At 27.8% G+C, this 20483-nt stretch carries 14 protein-coding genes; 10 read left to right on the top strand and 4 right to left on the bottom strand.

Annotated features, from left to right (window positions below; genetic code table 11):
* Nucleotides 1–261: 261 nt before the first annotated feature.
* Together DYA59_RS02560 and DYA59_RS02555 are read right to left on the bottom strand one after the other, a co-directional pair.
* Complete coding sequence (locus DYA59_RS02560) at nucleotides 262–4341, bottom strand: autotransporter domain-containing protein (RefSeq protein WP_115269064.1); 4080 nt, start codon at nucleotides 4339–4341, stop codon at nucleotides 262–264.
* 50 nt (nucleotides 4342–4391) lie between these two features.
* Nucleotides 4392–5741: a hypothetical protein gene (locus tag DYA59_RS02555; protein ID WP_172606933.1), complete on the bottom strand. Its 1350-nt coding sequence runs from the start codon at nucleotides 5739–5741 to the stop codon at nucleotides 4392–4394.
* A 271-nt stretch (nucleotides 5742–6012) separates the two neighbouring features.
* Here DYA59_RS02555 and DYA59_RS02550 point away from each other — a divergent pair, with 271 nt between their 5' ends.
* The gene (locus DYA59_RS02550; RefSeq protein ID WP_115269060.1) at nucleotides 6013–6993 is read left to right on the top strand and encodes a P1 family peptidase; all 981 of its coding nucleotides are present in this window, start codon (nucleotides 6013–6015) and stop codon (nucleotides 6991–6993) included.
* Between the two features lie 150 nt (nucleotides 6994–7143).
* On the opposite strand, the gene DYA59_RS02545 is transcribed toward DYA59_RS02550, so the two are convergent.
* Complete coding sequence (locus tag DYA59_RS02545) at nucleotides 7144–8145, bottom strand: YhdH/YhfP family quinone oxidoreductase (protein WP_115269058.1); 1002 nt, start codon at nucleotides 8143–8145, stop codon at nucleotides 7144–7146.
* Between the two features lie 123 nt (nucleotides 8146–8268).
* Here DYA59_RS02545 and DYA59_RS02540 point away from each other — a divergent pair, with 123 nt between their 5' ends.
* The 8 genes from DYA59_RS02540 (at nucleotide 8269) to DYA59_RS02505 (ending at nucleotide 17507) form a co-directional block, all read left to right on the top strand.
* Nucleotides 8269–8688, top strand: coding sequence for a MarR family winged helix-turn-helix transcriptional regulator (locus DYA59_RS02540; RefSeq protein ID WP_115269056.1), 420 nt, complete (start codon nucleotides 8269–8271; stop codon nucleotides 8686–8688).
* 21 nt (nucleotides 8689–8709) lie between these two features.
* Nucleotides 8710–9033 carry a hypothetical protein gene (locus DYA59_RS02535; RefSeq protein ID WP_115269054.1) on the top strand — a complete coding sequence of 108 codons (324 nt, stop codon included), beginning with the start codon at nucleotides 8710–8712 and terminating at the stop codon, nucleotides 9031–9033.
* Between the two features lie 31 nt (nucleotides 9034–9064).
* On the top strand, nucleotides 9065–12583 hold the full coding sequence (gene smc / locus DYA59_RS02530; RefSeq protein ID WP_115269052.1) for a chromosome segregation protein SMC: 3519 nt from the start codon (nucleotides 9065–9067) through the stop codon (nucleotides 12581–12583).
* Nucleotides 12584–12734: 151 nt separating this feature from the next.
* Nucleotides 12735–13757, top strand: a complete 1023-nt coding sequence (gene lpxK, locus DYA59_RS02525) for a tetraacyldisaccharide 4'-kinase (protein ID WP_115269050.1) — start codon at nucleotides 12735–12737, stop codon at nucleotides 13755–13757.
* A complete protein-coding gene (locus tag DYA59_RS02520) occupies nucleotides 13747–14541 on the top strand; it encodes a hypothetical protein (RefSeq protein WP_147280954.1) in 795 nt (264 codons plus the stop codon). Before lpxK ends, DYA59_RS02520 begins: the two co-directional genes overlap by 11 nt.
* Before the next feature lie 9 nt (nucleotides 14542–14550).
* Nucleotides 14551–15000, top strand: a complete 450-nt coding sequence (locus tag DYA59_RS02515; protein WP_115269046.1) for a PTS sugar transporter subunit IIA — start codon at nucleotides 14551–14553, stop codon at nucleotides 14998–15000.
* Complete coding sequence (gene nadD, locus DYA59_RS02510; RefSeq protein ID WP_115269044.1) at nucleotides 14997–15563, top strand: nicotinate (nicotinamide) nucleotide adenylyltransferase; 567 nt, start codon at nucleotides 14997–14999, stop codon at nucleotides 15561–15563. Before DYA59_RS02515 ends, nadD begins: the two co-directional genes overlap by 4 nt.
* A 312-nt stretch (nucleotides 15564–15875) precedes the next feature.
* Nucleotides 15876–17507, top strand: a complete 1632-nt coding sequence (locus DYA59_RS02505; protein WP_115269042.1) for a DEAD/DEAH box helicase — start codon at nucleotides 15876–15878, stop codon at nucleotides 17505–17507.
* A gap of 49 nt (nucleotides 17508–17556) precedes the next feature.
* Here DYA59_RS02505 and DYA59_RS02500 read toward each other — a convergent pair whose 3' ends face one another.
* Nucleotides 17557–18000 (bottom strand): globin domain-containing protein, encoded by a 444-nt coding sequence (locus DYA59_RS02500; RefSeq protein ID WP_115269040.1) that lies wholly within the window; start codon nucleotides 17998–18000, stop codon nucleotides 17557–17559.
* A gap of 135 nt (nucleotides 18001–18135) precedes the next feature.
* Between DYA59_RS02500 and DYA59_RS02495 the strand changes: the two genes are divergently transcribed.
* Nucleotides 18136–20328 (top strand): TonB-dependent receptor, encoded by a 2193-nt coding sequence (locus DYA59_RS02495; protein WP_115269038.1) that lies wholly within the window; start codon nucleotides 18136–18138, stop codon nucleotides 20326–20328.
* Nucleotides 20329–20483 lie beyond the last annotated feature (155 nt).

The following is a 20483-nucleotide window of genomic DNA, read 5'->3' as shown; positions in this document are numbered from 1 at the left end:
TTACTGTCAATAATCAAAAATTACTCTATAATTAAGGTAATTATTAAATCTTTTTTCTTACTAAAATTTTAGTAGAATCAATTTTTATTATTAAAGAAATCATAACTACTTAGATAGTGAAAATAATTTAAAGAAAACTCGAAGAATTGTATAATCTATAAAGAAAAATTAAACTAGTTAGAAAAAGAAAAAGCTACTATAAATTGATAACTAATCCCAACTATAATAGCTTTTTTCTCTCATAACTTTTATCAACTTAAGCTAGAACTTATATCCTATTCCAACTTCAAAATTATAGTTATTATTATCCTCTGTTCTTATATAACTTCCCTTAGCATTGTAGAATACTCCATTTGTTTTTTCATACTCTACTCCTAAGCTAACCTTCCCTCTAAAGTTTTCCTCTTTCTCTGATACTATATCAAAAGTTTTGCTTGAACCATTGACTTTGGCTGTTAGATTTTCTCTCTCATATCCATCTAGCATAATCTCTGCTCCAACTCCAGCTATTAGATTTACCTTTCCATCCTTTACTACTGTAGATTTTACTAAGTCTACTCCTATCTCACTATCTAATGTAGTGAAACCTTTTCCATCTACTGAGATAGATAAATCTCCGTTATCTGCCTCATTTATAGAATGTTGCATAACCTGTGTTAAACTTACTCTTGCATATGGTTCAAACGTTAAACCATCAGTTAAATTATGGATATATTTTACTCCAGAATAAGCTGTTAATGTGTCATCAGTGTATTTTTTCCAAATTGTCATTAATTGATACTTATTTGACACTCTTCTATCTGCTTTATAATAGTTGTGTTGGTAACCTAATCCAGCTATCAATCTAAGGTTTCCTGCGCTGTACTTAGTATAAGCACCTAAGTAATATCCACTTCCTTTTAAGTCGCTCTCTCCTATATCTGTATTGCTATTATTTCCAGCTATTACATATCCAAGAGCTAATTTATCTGTTTTTCCATACTCTCCCATATAGTAAGCTGAATAGATATCTGACTCTATATCTACCTCTGCTACTCCTAAATCAACAGAGTTGTAATATCCTCTACCATAGTAAGAGTTGTCATCATCATACCCCTGTCCAGCTATTGCTCCATAGTGTAGCCAGCTTCCTTCATTTGCTTTAAATCTACTATCCATTATACTATCATTTACCATATTAGCTGTTTCCCTTGAGATATCATTTGAGTAAGCATATGGTGTTGAATTATAGATTTTTCCATAAAATTCCAATTGAGCTTTGATAGCCTCATCTTCTGTTTTATCTATAAGGGTAGAGCTTGGTGACATCAAGCCAATCTTACCAGCATCAACTATACTTTGGTAAATTTTATTTAAGTGAGAGTATTTAACATTTTCATTTTTTCCTAACTCTAAATCTTTTTTAACCTTTACCTCTAATTCATTATTAGTTTTATCATACTCAACACTATGATTAATTGACTCAGACATAACAATATTTTCTCCATTTGTTATAGTAGAAGCTGTATCTCCATTTCCCATTGAAATTACTCTATCTTCATTAGCTGTAGAAGTTCCTACTACAATTTTTCCACTGTTATTATTAACCTCTATTCCATTGTCATATAGAGCGTGTCCAGTTACTTTTCCATCTTCAGTTTTAGTATAATCTACATTTAATCCTAACTCTTTTCCAGCTCCAATAGTTATTTTATTTGCTCCGGTAATCTCTAAATCGCTAGCAAGGTTAATACTCTCATTGATATTTATCTCTTCAAAAGAGTTGATAGTTCCTGTTAAAGTTTTTCCAGCTAATTTTTGATTGATACTATTTTCTAAAGTGAATATATGAGAACCTATGTTGAATATATCATCTCCATCTTTACCATCTACATTTACAAATATTTCATCTTCAAATTTAGAAGTGTCTAAATTGATAATATCAGCTCCACTTCCCATAACAAGATTAGCAATATTGCTACCCAAAATAATATTATTATCTGCTCCATTAAATGTCAAAGTTCCATTATATTCTGTATCAAGTTCTAAACCATTAGCTTGGTTAGTTACTGTGATAGAGTTGTTATCTTTGCTTTCACTTAGTCCAGCATTAGCTCCAGTAAGGACTTTATCAAATCCATCAGAATTTTCTCCAATAGTATCTATTGTAATATCTACCTTACCAGATATTGTTCCAATACTATTTACATTAGATGAGTTATCAATATTTAATTTATTATCTTGACCATTAAATATAATATTTCCAGATGAAAACTTATTATCTATATCAATAGTAGTGCTAGCTGTGGACTTACTACTGTCTATATTACCTACTGTTGTTGTTCCACCAAAAACTAATTTGGTATTCTCTGATGAACTATTGACAATATTACCATCAACTACTGTATCCCCTGTAAAAGTTACTGTTCCATCTCCATTTTGAGTATTATTTTTTATTACAAACCCTTTAGATGACAAATCTTCAATAGAGAAACCTTGTAACTCTCCACCTACACCTGTATCTACAGTTAAAGTTCCACTAGATACTATTCCATTATATTGCTCTTTATTATCTTGGAAAGTATAATCTCCCAATGTAAATCCACCATTTTCTATCCAATTAACAATACTATCTGACTCCCACTTAGTTAAAGCTCCATACACTCCATCTTTATTAAAATCTTTAACTATACTGTTATAGATTATACTGTCAGTGTCAGTTGCATTTATATCCCCTGAAAGCTCTTTCCAATCCTTAACAGTGATAGTATCTCCATCAGTTCTTAAGAAAGCATAGGTTTCAACTGTGGTATCGCCTCCTAACACCCCATTTTTATCTAGTGTTAAAGTAGTTTCTATCCCTTTTGAAAAATCTGTATCTTGACTTAAATTAAGTTTAATAGTATTCCCATATAAAATTACATTACTATCTCCAACCATAAAATCTTTACTAATAGTAACAGTGTTTCCACTTGATATAGAATTAAGAATTGCAATATTGCCATGTAAGTCAACTTTTACATTACCATTAATAAGATTTTCTTGAGTAAAATCAAACTCTATTCCACTACTTCCTCTTCCTAAATTAAGTATATTACTTCCATTTGTACCAAAATTTATCTTACTAAGATGAGTCAATTCATCTAAAAATATCTCGTTATTTATACTATTATCTAGGTTTAATTGTTCTATACTATTGGTATCAAATATAGTGTTTACTTCATCATTACTTAAGTATAGCACTTTATTCATAGTAATAGTGTCAGTACCCTCTCCACCCTTTATTCCAAATAAAATAGTAGAACCTACGTTAGTGAAATTGTCATCTCCACTTCCACCTATGATAGTTGTAAAAGGGGAAACATGAACATCAAGAGTGTTTCCACCATCAGCTAGTTGTAAATTTTCTACATTTTTTACCTTTGAAAAATCAACTTGATTTCCTTCTGTGATATTGTCAGTTAGAGCTAGAGTATCACTACCTTCCCCACCATCTATTGTTTTTCCTACAAATTCAGTAATAGTAGATTTGAAAACATCTACTCCACTTCCACCTGTAATAGAACTTATATTTAAATCTATTAAGGTAATAGTATTTCCACCATCTTTTAATTTTATACTATTAAAATTACTGCTTTGAGTTACTAGAGCTGTCATCTCATCATCAGTTACATTATAATTAACCCCTAAAACTTTCTCTGTAACACTATCAGCAATATTAATCTTATCATTGATAGCTTGATTTTTATCTAACCAAACAGTTGTCTTATTACCATTTAATGTGATATCTCCGTTGATAATTGAACCATCTTTTACATATATCTCCCCATTAGTAAGGCTAATATCTCCATTGATTGTAGTAGTTCCTACATTAAATAATCCGTTATCTGTTCTAGAGATATTTATTTTCCCCCCATTAGCTGTAATATCTCCATTTAAAGTTGTACTAGTTAAATCCATATTACTGTTAGTTAAATTTGAGTTACCATTGATACTTGATGTGTTCATAGTTATAGTATCTCCATCAGCTGTAATATCTCCATTAAGTGTAGAAGATGTTAAACTGATTGTATCAGTCCCATCTCCCATATCAATATTACCATTAATAATTGAATTACCTGTTAAAGTTAGATTATCTGCGTTGGCACTCCCTTTAATAGTAGCGCTTGTTTCATCTATTCCGCCATTGATAATTATACTATCTCCTGTAAAATTTCCACCATCAATATTAATAGCTGTTGTATAACTATTTACAATGGAATTGGAAAGAGTTAAATCTTTTTTAACTTTTAAACCTTTGTTATAGCCACTGATTATTAATTTTTCACTATTGCCAGATAAAGTAATATCACTTTCAATCATTGTAGTTAAATCCTTATATTGCTCATTTGTATTTTCAATAGTATTTTTTACTATATATCCCTTATACTCCCCCCTTCTGTTATCTCTCCACTAGCTCCAGCATTTACTTTTTCATTATCTGTTCCAGCACCATCTATCAATAGTCCATAGTTGTTTCGAGTAGTTATAGTTCCATTATTATTATAAATAGCCTTATTACTTCCTGCTATTATTCCATAGTTTGTTAGAGTACTTATTATTCCTAAATTATATATTCCATTTCCTAAACTATTTCCATTTTTGCCTTTTCCTGTAATCATTCCACTGTTACTTATTACTTCTGTATTTCCACTATTATGAATAAGAATACCTTGTCCAAAAGCTATAGACGCTCCTCCACTAATTCCTAAAATTACTCCTTTATTAAATATTTTTCCTATTTTATTCTCAAAAAGAATTCCAGCTCCAAAATTAGATTCTAAATTTTTAGGAGAAACTATTCCACTGTTAAGTATTTCTTCTATCCCTCTTCCTCTATTAAGTATTCCAGTTCCAAAAGACTCTCCAGAAGAATTACCTGAAATTACTCCATTGTTAAGTATTTTTTGAAGATAACTTTCTTGACCATGGCAATATACTCCTGCTCCTGATTCCCCTGTTGAACTACTTCCTATTATTATTCCTTTATTAAGTATTTCTCCTACTCTACTATTATAAATAAGTATACCACTTCCTGCTCTACCACCTGAACCATTTCCTGAGATTGTTCCACTATTTGTTAATGTTATTATCTCTCCACTATTTTGAATGATTCCATTTCCACTATAATTTCCTGAATTATCTGAAAAGCCAGATATTATTCCTTTATTTATTAATGTATTTATTTCTCTCAAACTATATATTCCATTTCCTAAAACGCTCCCTGTACCAGTAGCATTTCCTGAAATTATTCCTTCATTTATTAATGTGTTTATTTCTCTTAAACTATATATTCCATTTCCTAAAGAATTTATATTTAAACTATCACCATTTCCTGATATTATTCCTTTATTTATTAATATATTCATTGCTTTTTTATTAAATATTCCATTTCCAGAATATTCTCCCCTACCATTACCTATAATTATTCCTTTATTTATTAAATTAAAATCCTCATAATCTCCCTCTATTATAACTCCATTTCCATTAGTTCCCTCTATCTTACCATTATTAATCCAAGTATTTCCTTCTACTATTCCAGCTCCCTCTGGAGTAACTGTAATTATTCCATTCTCTACCTTAATACTTACTTCTTGATTTATCACACCATCATTGGAATAAACCATTCCCCCTGTTATCATAAAGGCTACCATCATTCCCAATGTTATTGTAACCTTTCTTTTTAGGCATCTTTTTATTGATTTTTTAATATCTTCTTTCATAAGTAACTCCCCTATTTTAATAGATACTTTTTCTATATTTTTAAACATATTTTATTCATTATATTATCCTATAAACCGTCTTTAATGTCAACAATTGAAAGTATATTATATAATATATACAATATTGATAAATATTTTTTTAATGAATTATTTATATTTTTAAAAATATTAATTTTACATAAAATTATATAGAAGGTTTATTTTAAAACTGTTTCGTGATAAAATTAATATAAAAAAAGATTTAAGAGAAATCTATGGGGGATAAATAAAAGTGAAGGAAATAAAAATAACAGATATAGAAGGAATAAGAATAGGAAATGCTCAAAATATAGAAGCTGGTACAGGTTGTACAGTCGTTATTTGTGAAAAAGGTGGTTGTGCTGGAGTAGATGTAAGAGGAGGAGGACCTGCTTCTCATGAAACAGAACTTTTAAATCCAATTAATACAGTGGATAGGGTACATGGTATAGTTCTTTCTGGTGGAAGTGCTTTTGGATTAGAAGCTACTAGTGGAGTTATGCAGTATTTAGAAGAGAGAGGGATTGGATTTGATGTAGGAATAGGGGTAGTTCCAATAGTCTGTGGAGCTTCTCTCTTTGATTTAAGAATAGGAGATTCAACAATTAGACCAGACAAAGCTATGGGATATCAAGCTTGTTGTAATTCAGAAAAAAATTGTATTCAAGAAGGAAATTATGGAGTTGGTACAGGGGCTAGTGTAGGAAAATATAGAGGAATGGATAGAGCTATGAAATCTGGACTAGGAATCTATTGTATAGAATTGAAAAATCTAAAAGTGGGAGCAATAGTTGGAGTCAATGCCATAGGAAATGTTATAGATAATGAAACAAATAGATTTTTAGCTGGACTTTTAAATGAAGAAAAAAATAAAATCATAAGTACTAAAGAAGAAATGTGGAAAAACTTAGATATAAATTACAACACATTAAAAAATACTAACACTACAATAGGATGTATAGTGACTAATGCTAAACTTACTAAAGCTCAAGCTACAAAAATTGCTTCTATGGCACACAATGGATATGCTAGAGCTATATCTCCAGTACATACATCATTAGATGGAGATACTATTTTTGCATTAGGAACTGGAAAAATAGAAACAAATACAGATATTCTAGGAACTTTAGCTGCTTATGTTATGGAAAAAGCTATACATAAAGCCGTTACTCAAGCTCAATCTGCTTATGGATTAAAATCTTATCGAGATCTAAATGATACTAAAGTTATTTAACAGAGAAAAAATGAGCTCTCTATAATATAGAAAGCTCATTTTTATTCAACTCCTAAAAGTAAACTCTTTGATATTACAATCATTTTTCAATTATATCTAAACTTCTCACATGATAAACAATAAATTTTAGATTATTTCTCATAAATTAATTTATCCTATTTTTACCACTGTTCTTCCACTATGTTTTCCATCTTGAATAGCCTTAAATACCTCGGCTATATTATCTAACTTTACCTCTTGAAATGGAAGTTCTTTCATTATATTCCATTCATTTATAAATTTTTCCCATATCTCATCTCTTTTTTCTCTTGGAAAATTTACAGAATCAATTCCTAAAATATTTATCCCACGTAATATAAAAGGAAGTACAGTTGTTTCGAACTTTATCCCAGCAGCATTTCCACACATACTCATACTACCACCATAATAAATATTTCCAAGCAATCTAGAAGCTACTAATCCTCCTACTGTATCCAATATATAGTTAAATTTTTGTTTTCCTAATGGTTTTCCTTTCTCTGATTCTGGAGAGATATCTTCTAAATTATATATATTTTTTACTCCTAAAGATTTCAAAAATTCTCCCTCTACATCTTTATCTTTACTTAATACTGAAATATTTTTATATCCACTTTTCAGAAGTAATTGAGTAGCTATGCTCCCAACGCCCCCTGATGCCCCTGTAACTAATATTTCAGGTTGATTTTTTTCACACATACCTCCTTTTTCCAAAGCAATTATAGATAAAGCCGCTGTGAATCCAGCTGTTCCTATTATCATTACTTCTTTTGATGTAAGTCCATTTGGTATCAACACTACCCAATCAGCAGGAATACGGGCATACTCTGAATATCCTCCTGTATGAGTCATTCCAGTTTGAAATCCAGTAACTAGTATGTGATCTCCTATTTTAAATCTCTCATCTTTAGAATTAACAACTTCTCCAGCTAAATCTATTCCAGGAATCATAGGGTAATTTCTAATCACTCCTCCATTTTTCTTCACCGCTAACATATCTTTATAATTTACTGAAGAATACTCTACTCTTATTATAAGTTCACCCTCACTCAACATATTAATATCTACATCCTCTATAGCATAGTTAATCTCTGAATCCATATCCCTTACAACTAGAGCCCTAAATTTTTTCATTATATACCTCCCAAGAATATTACTTTTTAAAAATATTACTTAATAAGAAATATTTTTATACTATGAATAATAACATATCAATGTTATAATGTCAATAGAGATGTAATATTAAGGAGAATATAAATGGAAATTAATGAATGTATAAACTATCTATTAACAATTTCTCAGAATAAGGTTTTTCAATATTTCAGTGATGAACTAAAACAATTTAAACTCACTCCATCACAATACGGAGTTTTAAAATGTATTTGGGAAAATTCACCGCAGACACCAAAACAGATTGGAAAAGTTTTATTTTTAGAGGCTTCTTCAATATCTGGTGTCTTAGATAGGATGCAAAAAAATGGCCTTATTATTCGAGAAATAGATAATAATAATAGAAGAAATATTTTAATCTATCCTACTGAAAAAGCTCTTGAGCTTAGAGAAGAGGTGGAAAAAATTGTAAATAAATTAAATAAACATTTCTTGGATAAACTTTCAGAAGAAGAAAGAAAAAAATTTAGAACTTTTCTATTAAATATTGCTAATCAGGAAAACTAATAAAATTTAAAAGGAGAACTTATGAAATCAAATTTAGATGAAATAGATAAAAAAATCATAAAATTTTTACTAACAGCTGGAGTATATAGCGACTTAGCTATAATAAAAAATCTAGGAATCACTTATGAGAAATTAAAAAAATCCTATTCTAAACTTTTAAAAAGTGGTTATCTCGAGACATATGAAGATTATAAAAAAAGAGAAATAGAAAATTGTTCTTCACACTCTGATTGTAGAAGTTGTACAAAAGTTAATGATTCCTGTGGAAGTTGTTGCTCAAGACATAGTGAACATTCAGATGTCAAAGTAATAACTTGGAAAGCTATTAATGAGTTCCAAGAATAAATAACTCTACAATAATAAGAGGGGGAAATAAATGTTTTTAAAAGCAGTAGAAATTTTTGGTTTTAAATCTTTTGGAGAAAAAGTATATATAGAGTTTAATAGAGGTCTTACATCAATAGTTGGACCAAATGGAAGTGGTAAGTCTAATATATTAGATGCTGTACTTTGGGTATTAGGAGAACAATCTTATAAAAGTATTAGAGCTAAAGAGAGTGGAGATGTCATTTTTTCAGGTGGAAAAAATAAAAAAGCTATGAATTTTGCTGAAGTTTCTCTCTATATTGATAATTCTGATAATTTTTTAGATACAGAAAATACTGAAATAAAAATTACAAGAAAATTATATTTATCTGGAGAAAATGAATACTATATAAATGATTCTAAAGCTAGATTAAAAGATATAGCTAATCTATTTTTAGATACAGGTATCGGAAAAAGTGCTTATTCAGTTATAGGACAAGGAAAAGTAGAACGTATAATAAGTTCTTCTTCCAAAGAAATAAAAAGTATTATAGAAGAAGCTGCTGGTATAAAAAAATTCCAGAACCAAAAAAATGAAGCTATAAAAAATCTAGAAAATGTAGATACAGAGCTTGATAAAATAATAGTTGTTTTAAATGAAGTAGAAGGAAATAGGACAAAAGTTGAAAAGCAAGCTCATATAGCTAAAGAATATTTAGAATTAAAAAACCAAAGAGATGCTTTAGCTAAAGGAATATATGAGTGTGAATTTACAAATAAGAAACAAGAGTTAGAAAAAAGTAATCAAAATAAAGAGATCCTTAATATTGAAAATAATAAGCTTCAGAAAGAATTTGAAACAGTCGATAAAAGGTTAGATATAATAGATCATGAAAAATTTAATTTAAAAAAATATATTGAAGAAAATGCTATTAAAAATGAAGAGCTAAAAAAAGAAATAGAGACTAAGGAAAAAGAAAAAGTGAGAGTAACTGAAAGATACTGCAGTTATAAAAGAGAATTAACAGAAAAAGAAAGTAGAGTAAAACAGAGTGAAAAAAAAATAAGTGAAAAAGAAAATTCATTATCTAAACTAAAAAAAGATATTATTTCAATAGAAGAAAAAGCACAAAGTATATCACAAGAAAATCTAGAGTTTGAAAAACAAATAAAAGAGCTTGAAAAATCTAAAGAAAACTTTGAAACTACTAAAGAAATAAAAAAGAAAAAAATAATGGAATTAGAATTAGAAAGAATGAAACTTATAAATGAAATAGAAAATTCTAATAGAAGAATAAAAGGAAGTACTAATAAAATAAATTCACTCAAAGATGAATTAGAGATAGCTATTAAAAAGAAAAACAATGTAGAAAAAGAATTACTAAATTTCCAAGAGATTAAAAATGAAAAATTTAAAAATCTTGAAGCTACTAAAAAAAGAGGTGAATTTCTAGAGCTCGAAATTAGTAAATATAGTCAAAAAATAAATAAACTATCTGAAATAATACGAATTTCCGAATATGATGAAAAAAGATATTCAGCTAAATTAGAAGCACTTCTCAAAATGGAAGAAAATAATGATGGTTTTTTTAAAGGAGTTAAAGAAATACTAAATAGTAAAATCCCTGGAGTAGAAGGAGTCTTTATATCCTTAGTTAATATTCCTGAAAAATATATGAAAGCTATTGAAGCTGGAGTACCAGGAAATATACAGGATATCATTGTTTCTACTAGTGATGTAGCAAAAAAAGCCATCTCTTTGCTCAAAGAAAAAAAAGCAGGAAGAGCTTCTTTTTTAGCTTTAGATACTATAAAAGTAGTTCCTAAAAAAGAGCCTACTATAAAATTGGATGGAGTAATAGGTTTAGCCTCTAACTTGGTTGAAACTGATATTAAATATAAAATAATAGCTGATTTTATACTAGGAAATTTATTAATTGTAGAAAATATGGATGTAGCTCTTAAAATTATAAAAAATTCCCTTTTTACAGGAAATGTAGTTACACTTGCTGGAGAACTTCTTAGTTCAAGAGGAAGAATTACTGGTGGAGATTTTGGAAACTCTACAGCTAGTCAATTATTTGAAAGAAAAAGAGAAATAAAACAACTTCAAAATCAATGTGAAATTTTAAAAAGAAAGATTACTGAAGGAATATTCGAACAAAATCTTTTAAGCAAAGAATTAGAAAATTTTGAAAACGAATTAGATAAGATAGATACTACAGAAGAAGAGTTAAGAAAACAACTAAGAATGGTTACTGAACAACTTGAAGATTGTAACTCTAAAATAGAAAAAATTAACAAAGAAATAAGAACTATCAAAGTTGAACTTGATGAAGAAATAAAATATAATGAAGAATTTGAGAAAAAAATTACAACTTCTAATAATGAAATGGATAAAATCTTCATTATTATAAACGAATTAAAAAAAGAAGATGAAGAAAATATAAAAAAATCTCAGAAAATAAATGAAGTTATTTCAGAAAAAAGAAATGAATTTTCAGATAAAAAAATAATTTATTTAAATATTCAAAATAAAATGAGTCAGTTAGAAAATGAAAGAGAAAAAGAAAAAAAAGAACATAAACTTCTGTCATTAGAAAAAGAAGAAACCCTTCAAAAAATAACAATTCTTACTAATGAAATAAAAGAATTAGAAAAAATTGAATCAATATTAACTCAAGAAATAAATGAAAAATTAAAAAAATATGAGAATGAAAACAGCGAGATAAGTGAAAAAAAGCAAATAAATGATAAATTAGATACAGAAGAAAGAACACTTATGAAAAAGAGAAAAGAATTAGATAGTTATCTTCTACATAAAAAAGATAGTATTAACAAATTAAATGAATCAATTGAAAAGCTTAAAATTGATTTAGAAAAACTTACTGAAAATCTAGATAATCTTAAAGAAATAGTAGCTAATGAGATCCTATTCACAGCTATAAAAGAAGAAAAAGAAAGATTAAAATCTCTTGATAATAGATTAAAAAATTTCCAAGCAGTTAATCTTTTAGCTATTGAAGAATTTAATGAACTAGATCAAAAATATACTTTTTTAAATACTCAAAGAGAAGATTTAGTAAGAGGAAAAAATATTCTACTTGATTTGATAAAAGAAATAGATGAAATTATCCATAATAGATTTTTTACTGCTTATACAGCTATTGATGAAAATTTTAATAAAATGTGTATAGAAACTATTAATAATGCTGAAGGTAAGCTTATTTTAAGCAATTCAGATAATTTTGATGAATGTGGTGTTGAGATTTTTATAAAGTTTAAAAATAAAAAAAGACAATCTTTATCTCTCCTATCTGGAGGTGAAAAATCTATGGTAGCTATTGCTTTTATCATGGGAATATTCATGTTTAAGCCTAGCCCTTTTACATTCTTAGATGAAATAGAAGCAGCATTAGATGAAAAAAACACCAGAAAACTCATTGGAAAATTAAAAGAATTTACAAATAAATCCCAATTTATCTTGATTACCCATAATAAAGATACTATGAAAGAATCAGAAAGTATTTTCGGTGTTACAATGAATAAAGAGATAGGAATATCAAAAATAGTTCCAGTAAAGTTTTAATACATAAATCTTATTCTCTCTAAATATTTTAAAATTTATAAAAAAGTAAGCTTCCTCTTAAATATAGAATAAGTAATTTTAAAATTCCTTGACTTTTTACTTTTACTAGGAGTAAAATATAGAGTAAAACATTTTTATTTGAGGAGTAATAATGAGGATATTAGCATATATATATTACCTCATCACATCTTTGAGGAATTTTCTCTATGATAAGAGAATGCTTCCTATAAGGAGGGTAGAGGGTGTAGAGATTATCTGTATAGGTAATATTACTGTAGGCGGTACTGGTAAGACTCCTGCTGTACAATATTTTGTAAAAAGATTACAGAAAATGGGGAAAAATGTCGCTGTTGTTTCTAGAGGATATAGAGGTAAAAGAAAAAGAGAGCCTCTTCTGGTAAGTGATGGTTATCAACTTTTTGCTACAGCTAAAGAAAGTGGGGATGAACCTTATATTCATGCACTTAATTTAAAAGCTCCTATTGTTGTCAGCTCTAATAGATACAAAGGTTGTTTATTTGCTAAAAAACATTTTGATGTAGATACAATAGTTTTAGATGATGGATTTCAGCATAGAAAACTTTATAGAGATAGAGATATAGTCTTAATAGATGCTACAAATCCTTTTGGTTGGGGAGAAGTTCTTCCTAAAGGAATGTTACGTGAAGATTTCAAAAAAGGAGCCAAAAGAGCTTCAGAATTTATAATAACAAAAGCAGATTTAGTAAGTGAAAGAGAAGTTGAAAGAATAAAAAAATATCTAAAAAAGAAATTAGGAAAAGAAGTTTCTATTGCAAAACATGGAGTTACTTCTCTATGCGATCTAAAAGGAAATCAAAAACCACTGTTTTGGATAAAAGGTAAAAGAGTTTTACTTTTTTCAGGTCTAGCTAATCCTTTGAACTTTGAAAAAACTGTAATATCTTTAGAACCTTCCTATATTGAAAGAGTTGATTTCATGGATCACCATAATTTTAAAAGAAAAGATATAGAGCTTATTCAAAGACGTGCTAATAGTATGAAAGCTTCATTTATCATAATGACAGAAAAAGATCTAGTTAAATTACCATCTAATATATCTATGGAAAATTTCTTTGTTTTAAAGATAGAATTCACTGTTTTAGAAGATAATTGTTTGAAGAAAATTGGAGGAAATGTTAATAATGCAGTATGATATACTTGATATAATAAAAGAAAAAAAAAGTTCTAAATTTTTAAATTTTTTAAATGAATATGGAAAAATAGAAACTCTAGCTAGATGTGCTCAATTTTTAAATAAAAGAGCCTATGTAACTATCGATAAAAATGGAAATATCAAAAGAAAAAAAGAAAGTATTATACTACCTTTAGTAGCTTTTCTTAATGATACAGATATACTAATAGAAGAATTTTTTCATTCTTGTGATATCAAAGAAAGACAAGTATTAGATAAAATAGAAAGATACTCCAATTTAAATATTGAGAAAATAAAACTTAATTATATCAAAACTCTTTTTAATGGAAATTTAGAATTTTCTAAAAGATATGGTAAAGAACTTTTTTTAAGATCTAAAGATGAATTTTTTAAAATATCCTCTAATTTTGCTCTAATAGGCGACGACAATATAAAACCACTCATGGTTTTAGGATTAAGAAAACTTATGAAAGATTATAATGAAAATATTTTCTATCTTTTCATACAATATATGACAAAATATAGGGATAATACCTCTATCTATGAAAATACTCCTGAATATGAAGGAAATATAGACGAACTAAACCATCTTTTATTTTCTAATAAAAAACTTTTAGACAGCTTTGAGGGATTACAAATACTCTCTTCGCTTAGACTGATAGAAGATGTAGACATAACAAATAGAAAGAAATTTTTAGGAAAGATAAAATATACAATAGAGAATAAGAAAATATATACAAAGCTTAGAAATACTGAGAAAAAGTTACTGGAGATTTTTTTATAGGAGGTAATAATGTTAGAGTATTTTAATAGTAAACTAATTACCTATATAGATGGCAGGCATACAAAAGCTGAAGTTCTAAAAATCTTGGTAGATTTAATTGGAAAAAATTCTGACATCTTAAAGGATGAAAAACATTTCTATGAAAGTATCATGGCAAGAGAGGAATTAGGAAGTACTGGGATAGGACAAGGTATAGCTATTCCTCATACTAGAAGTGAGCAACTAGATAAAATAGTTGTAGCAGTTGGCTTACTCGAAAACAGGATAAACTTTAACGCTCCTGATGGTGAAGATGCCAAACTAATAGTTTTAGTCGGAGCTCCTAAAGGAAAAAATAGAGAATATCTATCTTTAGTATCAGATCTTACTAGAACTTTTAGGGATAAAAAATTTAGAGAATCTATAATTTGTGCTTCTAACTATCAAGAGTTATTAGGATCACTTGCTGAACTAAAATGAAAATAGGAATTTATGGTGGTAGCTTTAATCCTATACATAAAGCTCATGTAGAAATTGTAAATTATATAACAAGAGAATTAAACCTAGATAAAGTAATCATTATTCCTGTTGGAAAACCTTCCCATCGAAATGACAATATGCTTAGTGGAGAACTTAGAAAAAAGATGTGTGAATTGGCTTTTGAAGGAAAAGAAAAAGTAATTGTTTCAGATATTGAAATAAAAAATAAAAAAACCTCTTATACTATTGATACCTTAAAAAAAATAATATCCTTTTATGGTGGACACCATGAATTTTATGAAATAGTTGGAGAAGATTCTGCCTATACTTTTCCTAAGTGGAAAGATTATAAGCAAATATTAACTCTTAGTAAATTAGTGATTTTTCGTAGAAAAGGTTATGAAAGTGAAATAAAAAATAAGAACATAATATATCTCAATACTCCTTACTATGATATATCATCTACTTTAATTAGAAAAAAATTATCCAATAAGGAAAATATTGATGATTTACTCCCCAAAAAGGTAGCAGAATTTATCAAATATAACAATCTATATCAATAAACCAGTTATAATGATGACTGGTTTTTCATTTTAAATTAAACAATCAATAATTTTAAAATATTTTTTAAAATCTTTAAAAGAAAAATAAAAAGGTTTACAATTATCTGGAAAATATGATACAATATATCATACTGTATTAGAAAAGTATAGGCTTATTCTCTGAATTATAAATTATTAAATTTATCAGTCTTTTTATCCGCTAAATGCTTGTATAAAATTTGAATAGAGGATTCCTATAATATAACAGTTGCCTATTTATTATAGGATATCAATGTGGACAATAAAAAAATTTTTATTATAAGGACGTGAATAATGGAAAAATTAGAACAATTTAAAAAATTAGGCCTAAGTGATAAAACGCTAAAAGCTCTAGCTAAAAAAGGTTATGAACAGCCTACACCTATACAAGCTTTAACTATCCCAGCTCTATTAAATGGAAATAAAAATATAATTGGTCAAGCTCAAACTGGAACTGGTAAAACTGCTGCTTTTTCTCTTCCTATCCTTGAAAGTTTTGAAACTACAAAAAATGTTCAAGCTATTGTACTTGCTCCTACAAGAGAACTAGCTTTACAAGTAGCAGAAGAGATGAATAGCTTAGCTCATGGAAAGAAAATAAGAATCACACCAGTATATGGTGGTCAATCCATTGAATTTCAAATTAAACAATTAAAAAAAGGAACTGATATCATAGTTGGAACCCCTGGAAGAGTAATTGATTTAATAGAGAGAAAACTCATTCATTTACAAAATCTAAAATATTTTATTTTAGATGAAGCAGATGAAATGTTAAATATGGGATTTTTAGAAGATATAGAAAAAATTTTAAGCTTTACAAATGAAAATAAAAGAATGCTATTTTTTTCAGCGACTATGCCTAATGAAATTATGAAAATAGCTAAAAAGTATATGAAAGATTATGAAATATTAGCTGTAAAAGCTAGAGAGCTAACTACAGATTTAACTGATCAGATATATTTTGAAGTACATGAAAAAGATAAATTTGAAGCCCTTTGTAGAATTATAGATTTAACAAAAGATTTTTATGGAATAGTTTTTTGTCGTACTAAAAATGATGCTAATGATTTAGTTGGAAAATTAAACGATAGAGGTTACGATGCTGAAGGTTTACATGGAGATATCAGTCAAAATTATAGAGAAATTACTCTTAAGAGATTCAAGAGTAAAAAAATAAATGTGCTTGTTGCTACAGACGTAGCTGCTAGAGGAATAGATGTAAACGATTTATCCCATGTCATTAACTACTCTATTCCTCAAGAAGCTGAAAGTTATGTACATAGAATAGGTAGAACAGGAAGAGCTGGAAAAGAAGGCACCGCAATTACTTTTATTACTCCACAAGAATATAGAAGATTACTTCAAATCCAAAGAATTGTCAAAACTGAAATAAGAAAAGAAAGAGTTCCTGATATTAAAGATGTTATTCAAGCTAAAAAATTTAGACTTATGGAAGAATTAAATAGTATTCTTGTTGATAATAATTATGATAATTTTAAAGAGTTTGCTAAGGAACTCCTAAATGGAGAACAAGCATTAGATCTAGTCGCTGCCCTATTAAAACATGCTTATGATGATATTTTAGATGAAAATAGCTATAATGAGATTAGTGAAGTGAAATTAGAAAAATCAGGAAAAGTAAGGTTATTTATCGCTTTAGGTAGAAAAAATGGTATGACACCTAAAAAGCTTGTAAATTACGTTATAAAAAAATCTAAAATTGATGATAAAAAAATCAAAAATATTGAAGTGTTTGATAGTTTTTCATTTATGTCTGTCCCATTCACTGAAGCTGAAATTATATTAGATACATTTCATAAAGATAAAAATGGTAAAAAACCTCTAGTTGAAAAAGCTAAAGATAAATCTACTGAAGAAAATAAAAGAAAAGAAAAAAATTTCTTGGAAAAAAAGAAAAATAAATAATTATAACTACTAAAAAATCTTTAAGGGCTGCTATAACAGCCCCTTTTAATTAATTATTTGCTCTTTTAGCATACATATCAGCTTCTACTCCTATAAAAATATCAGCTATTACTCCATAGGCTTCTGCCCAAGCATTTATAATATCATCAGTTGCCATATCCCCTAGTACCTCTTTAATTGCCCCTAAAAGATACTTCCCTACTATAGGATAATGTTCTGGTTTAACATTTAAATCAACATGAACTTTTCCAATTTTTTGTACAGCTGGAGCTAGAACAGCTAAATTTTCTATATTTTGAGCTGCTGCTAATACTGTCATAGCCAAAGCTTTTGGCTGAGATCCATCTTTTTGTTTCTCTGGATCAAACATAGCTCTTATATCTGGATTTTCTCCTAACATATTTTTATAAAATACTTTAGTTATATCTTCTCCCCTTTCTTTTAAAACAGGTACTGTTGCCTTTACTATATCTATTGTTTTTTGTGATAACATTTATTTTCCTCCTTAATAAATTTAGATATTTCTAGTATATTATATTTTTTAAAAAAAATCGGTAACATATGTTACTGACTAATTTTATTTTTTTTAGTAGACTTTAGATAAAAATATGAAAGGAGTTCAATTTAAATGAAGAAAATAATTTTTATGATTTTAGCTGTAAATATTGTAGCTTTAGGAAATGAAATTCGATTATCTCCAACAAGTATTACTACAACTTCTGGTTTAAATACACCATTAGTTGAAACTAATAAAAATATTACCTTAATTACAAAAGAAGAAATTTCTAAAAAGCAGTATAATGATGTTGAGAGTATTTTACGAGATATTCCCAATATAGTTATTACAAATTCACAATTTGGTCCAACTATCAACCTTCGTGGAAGCGGAGAACGTTCAATGAGTAGAGTAAAAGTCATGATAGATGGGATTAGTTTAACTCCACTAGAAGAAACAATGGGAAGCTTACCTATAAATTCTATTCCAATTAGCTCTATTGAAAAAATTGAAATAATTCCTGGTGGTGGAGCTACTTTATATGGTAGTGGAACAACTGGAGGAGTAGTTAATATAATCACATTAGCAGATAGTAGAAATAATTTTTTCTCTGCAGACTTCAAGTTTGCTTCATATTATAATAAAGATTTAGATTTTGCAATTGGACAAAATATATCTGAAAAACTCTACTTAAGTCTTGCTTCACAGCATTCTAATAAAAAAGGATATAGAGATGGAGATGATTTTAAAGGAAAAAGTTTTAATGGAACATTAGACTATATAATTAATCCAAAACATAGATTTAAATTCCAGGGACTTTACTTTGAAGATGAAGGGAACACATCTACTGAAATAAAAAAATCTCTAATGGTTTTAAATAGAAAAGCAAAAGGAGAAAATATTGATTTTGATAATAAAAGAAGTTCTTTATCTTTGGATTATGAATATAAGCCTAGTGAATCTTTGACCTTATATGCTAATATTTTCCAAACAGAATATGAAAGAAATTTTTTACAAAATGATACTAGAGATTTTACTATTCCTAGATTCTCACCTAACATGCCCTTTTCACCTGTAATAAAAAATTTAAAATCTACTTTAAATGGAAAATTTATTGAAAAATCGCAAGGAATTAAATTGAAATCAAAATTTGAATATGATAACGGAACTTTAGTAGCTGGATATGATTACATTAATACTAATGTTAAAAGAGATAGTTTAGTCACAACAGATAGATTTAAGTTTTCAAATGCAAGTATTGGGAATTTTCCTATTCCCCCTAATCTCCTTGGTACTCTTGAAGGTGTAGTTACTATAAAAAATAATTTAGATATTGACAAAGAGACCCATGCACTATATCTGCTTAATAATTATAATTTAACTAAAAATCTTGATTTTACTACTGGACTTAGATATGAATACTCAAAATATAGTGGTTACAGAAATTCTTTAGGTAATATAGAGGGCTATAATTTAGAAAATGGTGGAAGCTTAGGTGGATTACTATTTCCAAATAATACCCCAAGTAGAAATCTTATGAATAATCATTCAAATATAAATGAAAACACAGATAATCTTGCTGGTGAGATTGGATTCAATTATAAATTTAGTGATGTTAGAAGCCTCTATACAAGGTATGAAAGAGGATTTATTTCTCCTCTTCCAAGTCAATTAACAAATAAAGAAAATCAAATCTATACAAATAGTAATTTAAAATCTGAAACTATTGATAGTATTGAATTTGGAGCAAAAGATGTTATTGGAGATACACTTATCACAGCTTCATTTTTCTTTTCTCAAACTAATAATGAGATAACAACATTAGATAGAAATGCTAATAATCCAGCATTAAAAGAATGGAGATTTGAAAATATTGAACAAACAAGAAGATATGGAAGTGAAATTTTTGCTCAACATTATTTTAATAAACTTACTTTGACTGAATCTGTATCTTATACAAACGCTAAAATAAATAAAGTTAATAACAATGAATGGTTGAAAAAAGGAGATAAAGTTCCAATGGTTCCTGAATGGAAAATAACCTTAGGTATTGATTATAATCTCACTAATAAATTTTTACTAGGAGCAACTTATATATATAATAGTGGTTATGAAAAAAGAGAATTAGAGTCTTATGTAAAGCATAAAATTTCCGACTTTGGAGTAACCGACATATATGGAAAATATAATATAAAAGACTACTTATCATTGAAAGTTGGAATTAATAACATTTTCAATGAACAATACAACTATTTTGAAACAGAAACAACAGCTATTCCAGCCCCTGAAAGAAACTATTATGTAGGGATATCGCTAAAATTTTAAACTATATAATATATAATAATTTCTATTTTCTTTGATCTTAATATTTAATTATTAGTTAACAAGGATTGATTCCTGTATTTTCCAGGTGTTAATCCTTGTTTTTTATTTTAATTATTTTTTAGATACTAACCTTTATCTAAAGTATATTAAAAAAT

The organism is Fusobacterium necrogenes, from assembly GCF_900450765.1.
GTDB classification, from domain to species: Bacteria; Fusobacteriota; Fusobacteriia; order Fusobacteriales; family Fusobacteriaceae; genus Fusobacterium_A; species Fusobacterium_A necrogenes.
This window is presented reverse-complemented; position numbering and strand designations above follow the sequence as displayed.

What these genes read in the sequence shown, in the direction of transcription:
- DYA59_RS02535 (WP_115269054.1), top strand. Translation starts at nt 8,710, where the DNA reads ATGAAATCAAATTTAGATGAAATAGATAAAAAAATCATAAAATTTTTA.
- lpxK (WP_115269050.1), top strand. Translation starts at nt 12,735, where the DNA reads ATGAGGATATTAGCATATATATATTACCTCATCACATCTTTGAGGAAT.
- DYA59_RS02560 (WP_115269064.1), bottom strand. Translation starts at nt 4,341, where the DNA reads ATGATTGAAAGTGATATTACTTTATCTGGCAATAGTGAAAAATTAATA.
- DYA59_RS02520 (WP_147280954.1), top strand. Translation starts at nt 13,747, where the DNA reads ATGCAGTATGATATACTTGATATAATAAAAGAAAAAAAAAGTTCTAAA.
- smc (WP_115269052.1), top strand. Translation starts at nt 9,065, where the DNA reads ATGTTTTTAAAAGCAGTAGAAATTTTTGGTTTTAAATCTTTTGGAGAA.
- DYA59_RS02545 (WP_115269058.1), bottom strand. Translation starts at nt 8,145, where the DNA reads ATGAAAAAATTTAGGGCTCTAGTTGTAAGGGATATGGATTCAGAGATT.
- DYA59_RS02540 (WP_115269056.1), top strand. Translation starts at nt 8,269, where the DNA reads ATGGAAATTAATGAATGTATAAACTATCTATTAACAATTTCTCAGAAT.
- DYA59_RS02505 (WP_115269042.1), top strand. Translation starts at nt 15,876, where the DNA reads ATGGAAAAATTAGAACAATTTAAAAAATTAGGCCTAAGTGATAAAACG.
- nadD (WP_115269044.1), top strand. Translation starts at nt 14,997, where the DNA reads ATGAAAATAGGAATTTATGGTGGTAGCTTTAATCCTATACATAAAGCT.
- DYA59_RS02555 (WP_172606933.1), bottom strand. Translation starts at nt 5,741, where the DNA reads ATGAAAGAAGATATTAAAAAATCAATAAAAAGATGCCTAAAAAGAAAG.
- DYA59_RS02495 (WP_115269038.1), top strand. Translation starts at nt 18,136, where the DNA reads ATGAAGAAAATAATTTTTATGATTTTAGCTGTAAATATTGTAGCTTTA.
- DYA59_RS02515 (WP_115269046.1), top strand. Translation starts at nt 14,551, where the DNA reads ATGTTAGAGTATTTTAATAGTAAACTAATTACCTATATAGATGGCAGG.
- DYA59_RS02500 (WP_115269040.1), bottom strand. Translation starts at nt 18,000, where the DNA reads ATGTTATCACAAAAAACAATAGATATAGTAAAGGCAACAGTACCTGTT.